This window comes from Azospirillum isscasi (assembly GCF_030849505.1).
GTDB classification, from domain to species: domain Bacteria; phylum Pseudomonadota; class Alphaproteobacteria; order Azospirillales; family Azospirillaceae; genus Azospirillum; species Azospirillum isscasi.
Genome location: NZ_JAUJFI010000320.1, coordinates 1 through 2,254 on the forward strand (window position 1 = coordinate 1; position 2,254 = coordinate 2,254).

Consider the following 2,254-nt stretch of genomic DNA (forward strand, 5'->3'; position numbering starts at 1 on the left):
TTGGCGACGGCGGCGGGGCTGTCCGGGTCGGGGCGCAGGTAGCCGTCGCGCTTGCCGTGCGCGGGGAACAGCGGCGCGCCGCCGGTCAGGTCCACGATCACGTCGCAGCGGGAGGCGGCGCCGTGGCGCGCCGGCTCGAAGTCGAGGACGGCGCGCGAGGCCGGGATCGCCGGGGCGTAGTCGTCCACCACGATCTCGAAATTGCCGAGCCAGCCCTTGGCGGCGCGGATGGTGCCCTTGAAGACCGGCACGTCCATGACGCGCGGCGGCGCCACGTCCTTCGGCGCCTTCAGCAGGACGGTGACATCCAGCGTCCCGGACAATTGCCGGGCCACCTCGATGGCGCGCTCGTCGCTGCCGTAGACGAGGCAGGTGCCTTCGGAGGTCAGGGTGATGGTGCCGGTCGGCGGGATGTCCATGGCCGCCTCGGCCAGCAGGGCGGCGATCTTCGGCCCCGCCAGGGCGCCCTCGTCCGACCAGCCGGCGCGCTCGCGGATGTTGGTGAAGGCGAGGTTGGCGTCCGGGCTGTCGGCGTCCGGGTTGTCCTGGGCCGCGATCTCCGCGAACAGCGGGGCCTCCTGGGTGCAGGCGACCAGCAGCGGAACGCCCTCCGCCACGCGCGCCTCGAACCGGTCGAGCTGGCCGCGGCAGAGCTGGGTGGCCAGGGTCAGCTCCCCTTCGGCCTCCGCTGCGGCGCCGCAGGCCTTGGCCAACGCCTTGCCGTCGAGCGCCATGCTGTGGGCGCAGTCGCAGACGAGCACCGTCCGGCCGTTGATCTTCATCGCGTCAAACCCCTTGCCCTGAAGCGCTGATCCAAACAGCGTGTTCCATTTCTGTACATATCGGCTGGGGGGCACGGTTGCGACAGCAAAATGCGTGCGGCAGGATGGTGGCCCGATCCACCTTTCGGATTCACCCGGCCATGACCAGCGCCCCCAGCGCCCCCACCGTCCGCGACGCCCGCATCGAGGACGTTCCCGCCTTCCAGCGGATCTACGCCCACCACGTCCTGCACGGCGTCGGCACCTTCGAGGAGCAGCCGCCCGACGCGGCGGAGCTGGAGGCGCGCTTCCGCGCCCTCACCGGCGCCGGGCTGCCTTGGCTGGTGGCGGAGCGCGACGGGGAGATCCTGGGCTATGCCTACGGCAGCGCCTATCACGTCCGCTCCGCCTACCGTTTCACCGTCCAGGATTCCGTCTACATCGCGGAGGAGGCGCGCGGCCAGGGCCTCGGGCGCCTGCTGCTCCAGGCGCTGATCGACCGCTGCGCGGCGCAGGGCTACCGCCAGATGGTGGCGCTGGTCGGCGGCTCGGAGAACGCCGGGTCGATCGGGCTGCACACCGCGCTGGGTTTCCGCACCTGCGGCGTGGTGGAAGCCGTGGGGCTGAAGTTCGGGCGCTGGCTGGACGTGGTCATGATGCAGAAGGATCTGGGCGCGGGCCGGACGGACATTCCGGAAGGCGAGGGGCCGGGCCAGCCGGTGGCGGTGCGCTAAAGCGAACGTCCGTTCGCTTTAGATTCACATCGCTTCATGCGCCAGCAGGCTTCGGTCGCATGGGCGACCGGGATCGCCGTCGCGGTCCAAAGCGGATCGCAATCCGCTTTAACCGCGGTCGCTCCACCGGTCCAGCGCGGCGAGCGCCGGGGGAACGGCGGCGTCCAGCGCGCCGAACAGGGCGCCGGGGTCGCCCTCGCCGGTTTCCAGGGCGTGTTCCAGCGACCTTGCGGCGCCCCGCAGCGCCATGCAGCCGTAAATGCCGGCCACCCCGGCCATCTTGTGGGCCATCGCCCCGACGGTCGCCCGGTCCCCGGCGCTCCACGCCTGCTCCAGGGCGGCGTGATAGCCGCGCAGCGTGACGAGGGTGTTGGTCACCAGCGCGGCCACCCGGTCCGCCGGCAGATGCTCGCGCATCTGGCGGATGGCCTCCTCGTCGAACACGGGGGTGGACACGGGGCCGGGGAGGGGGTCTGGCAGGGGGGAGATTTCCGGAAGGCCGGGGGCCTGGGCCGGGGGAGGGGACCCCTCCCCGGTGGACAGGCGGTCCAGCAGGGCGGCGAGCGTGGTCAGGCGCAGCGGCTTTTCCAGGACGGCGTCGGCCCCCGCGGCGCGGCAGCGCTCCGCCACGCCGGGCACGGCGGCGGCGGTCAGCGCCACGATGCGCAGCCCCGCCGCCAGGCTGGTGGGCGATTGCGAGTCGAGCCTGCTGGCCAAGACGAGTACCCAAACTACGAAATCGTCCTGGTCGATCATGAC

At 72.1% G+C, this 2,254-nt stretch carries 2 protein-coding genes and 1 pseudogene; 1 reads left to right on the forward strand and 2 read right to left on the reverse strand.

What is annotated here, in order from left to right:
* A pseudogene (locus tag QSG27_RS28625) lies at positions 1-782 on the reverse strand (4Fe-4S ferredoxin); the annotation flags it as partial.
* A 140-nt stretch (positions 783-922) separates the two neighbouring features.
* Between QSG27_RS28625 and QSG27_RS28630 the strand changes: the two are divergent.
* Positions 923-1,495 (forward strand): GNAT family N-acetyltransferase, encoded by a 573-nt coding sequence (locus QSG27_RS28630; RefSeq protein WP_306712216.1) that lies wholly within the window; start codon positions 923-925, stop codon positions 1,493-1,495.
* 108 nt (positions 1,496-1,603) lie between these two features.
* On the opposite strand, the gene QSG27_RS28635 is transcribed toward QSG27_RS28630, so the two are convergent.
* The coding region (locus tag QSG27_RS28635) for an Hpt domain-containing protein (RefSeq protein WP_306712218.1) at positions 1,604-2,254 on the reverse strand (651 nt) is incomplete at its 5' end.

Excerpts from the sequence above, each read along its gene's own strand:
- QSG27_RS28630 (WP_306712216.1), top strand. The coding sequence starts at position 923 with ATGACCAGCGCCCCCAGCGCCCCCACCGTCCGCGACGCCCGCATCGAG.